The sequence below is a fragment of the Pseudomonas cuatrocienegasensis genome, assembly GCF_900110925.1.
In the GTDB taxonomy this organism is placed as follows: domain Bacteria; phylum Pseudomonadota; class Gammaproteobacteria; order Pseudomonadales; family Pseudomonadaceae; genus Aquipseudomonas; species Aquipseudomonas cuatrocienegasensis.
In genome coordinates, this window is the sequence record NZ_FOFP01000044.1 from 1 (window position 1) to 2,983 (window position 2,983).

The 2,983-nt window shown below is 51.9% G+C and carries 1 rRNA gene; it reads left to right on the forward strand.

Annotated features, from left to right (window positions below):
- Positions 1-30: 30 nt before the first annotated feature.
- Positions 31-2,921, forward strand: a 23S ribosomal RNA gene (locus BMW49_RS24320).
- Positions 2,922-2,983: the final 62 nt, after the last annotated feature.

The window sequence follows — 2,983 nt, forward strand, 5'->3', positions numbered from 1 at the left end:
AGACAGTAACCAGATTGCTTGGGGTTATATGGTCAAGTGAAGAAGCGCATACGGTGGATGCCTTGGCAGTCAGAGGCGATGAAAGACGTTGTAGCCTGCGATAAGCTCCGGGGAGTCGGCAAACAGACTTTGATCCGGAGATCTCTGAATGGGGGAACCCAGCCAGCATAAGCTGGTTATTACACACTGAATACATAGGTGTGTAAGGCGAACCAGGGGAACTGAAACATCTAAGTACCCTGAGGAAAAGAAATCAACCGAGATTCCCTTAGTAGTGGCGAGCGAACGGGGACTAGCCCTTAAGTTGATTTGAGAGTAGTGGAACGCTCTGGAAAGTGCGGCCGTAGTGGGTGATAGCCCTGTACACGAAACTCTCTTATCAATGAAATCGAGTAGGACGGAGCACGAGAAACTTTGTCTGAATATGGGGGGACCATCCTCCAAGGCTAAATACTACTGACTGACCGATAGTGAACTAGTACCGTGAGGGAAAGGCGAAAAGAACCCCGGAGAGGGGAGTGAAATAGATCCTGAAACCGTATGCGTACAAGCAGTGGGAGCCCACTTTGTTGGGTGACTGCGTACCTTTTGTATAATGGGTCAGCGACTTATATTCAGTGGCGAGCTTAACCGAATAGGGGAGGCGTAGCGAAAGCGAGTCTTAATAGGGCGTTTAGTCGCTGGGTATAGACCCGAAACCGGGCGATCTATCCATGGGCAGGTTGAAGGTTGGGTAACACTAACTGGAGGACCGAACCGACTACCGTTGAAAAGTTAGCGGATGACCTGTGGATCGGAGTGAAAGGCTAATCAAGCTCGGAGATAGCTGGTTCTCCTCGAAAGCTATTTAGGTAGCGCCTCGTGTATCACTGCTGGGGGTAGAGCACTGTTTCGGCTAGGGGGTCATCCCGACTTACCAAACCGATGCAAACTCCGAATACCAGCAAGTGTCAGCACGGGAGACACACGGCGGGTGCTAACGTCCGTCGTGAAAAGGGAAACAACCCAGACCGTCAGCTAAGGTCCCAAAGTTATGGTTAAGTGGGAAACGATGTGGGAAGGCTTAGACAGCTAGGAGGTTGGCTTAGAAGCAGCCACCCTTTAAAGAAAGCGTAATAGCTCACTAGTCGAGTCGGCCTGCGCGGAAGATGTAACGGGGCTCAAACCATACACCGAAGCTACGGGTTCAACGTAAGTTGAGCGGTAGAGGAGCGTTCTGTAAGCCTGTGAAGGTGAGTTGAGAAGCTTGCTGGAGGTATCAGAAGTGCGAATGCTGACATGAGTAACGACAATGGGAGTGAAAAACTCCCACGCCGAAAGACCAAGGTTTCCTGCGCAACGTTAATCGACGCAGGGTGAGTCGGCCCCTAAGGCGAGGCAGAAATGCGTAGTCGATGGGAAACGGGTTAATATTCCCGTACTTCTAATTACTGCGATGGAGGGACGGAGAAGGCTAGGCCAGCACGGCGTTGGTTGTCCGTGTTTAAGGTGGTAGGCTGAATGCTTAGGTAAATCCGGGCGTTCAAGGCCGAGAACTGATGACGAGTTGTCTTTTAGACGACGAAGTGGTTGATGCCATGCTTCCAGGAAAAGCTTCTAAGCTTCAGGTAATTAGGAACCGTACCCCAAACCGACACAGGTGGTTAGGTAGAGAATACCAAGGCGCTTGAGAGAACTCGGGTGAAGGAACTAGGCAAAATGGCACCGTAACTTCGGGAGAAGGTGCGCCGGTGAGGGTGAAGGACTTGCTCCGTAAGCTCATGCCGGTCGAAGATACCAGGCCGCTGCGACTGTTTATTAAAAACACAGCACTCTGCAAACACGAAAGTGGACGTATAGGGTGTGACGCCTGCCCGGTGCCGGAAGGTTAATTGATGGGGTTAGCTAACGCGAAGCTCTTGATCGAAGCCCCGGTAAACGGCGGCCGTAACTATAACGGTCCTAAGGTAGCGAAATTCCTTGTCGGGTAAGTTCCGACCTGCACGAATGGCGTAACGATGGCGGCGCTGTCTCCACCCGAGACTCAGTGAAATTGAAATCGCTGTGAAGATGCAGTGTATCCGCGGCTAGACGGAAAGACCCCGTGAACCTTTACTATAGCTTTGCACTGGACTTTGAGTTTGCTTGTGTAGGATAGGTGGGAGGCTTTGAAGCGTGGACGCCAGTTCGCGTGGAGCCAACCTTGAAATACCACCCTGGCAACCTTGAGGTTCTAACTCTGGTCCGTTATCCGGATCGAGGACAGTGTATGGTGGGTAGTTTGACTGGGGCGGTCTCCTCCTAAAGAGTAACGGAGGAGTACGAAGGTGCGCTCAGACCGGTCGGAAATCGGTCGTAGAGTATAAAGGCAAAAGCGCGCTTGACTGCGAGACAGACACGTCGAGCAGGTACGAAAGTAGGTCTTAGTGATCCGGTGGTTCTGTATGGAAGGGCCATCGCTCAACGGATAAAAGGTACTCCGGGGATAACAGGCTGATACCGCCCAAGAGTTCATATCGACGGCGGTGTTTGGCACCTCGATGTCGGCTCATCACATCCTGGGGCTGAAGCCGGTCCCAAGGGTATGGCTGTTCGCCATTTAAAGTGGTACGCGAGCTGGGTTTAGAACGTCGTGAGACAGTTCGGTCCCTATCTGCCGTGGACGTTTGAGATTTGAGAGGGGCTGCTCCTAGTACGAGAGGACCGGAGTGGACGAACCTCTGGTGTTCCGGTTGTCACGCCAGTGGCATTGCCGGGTAGCTACGTTCGGAATAGATAACCGCTGAAAGCATCTAAGCGGGAAACTAGCCTCAAGATGAGATCTCACTGGAACCTTGAGTTCCCTAAAGGGCCGTCGAAGACTACGACGTTGATAGGTTGGGTGTGTAAGCGCTGTGAGGCGTTGAGCTAACCAATACTAATTGCCCGTGAGGCTTGACCATATAACACCCAAACAATTTGATGTTTGCGTGTCTCTATGAAGACTGCAACAGCCGAAAATTTG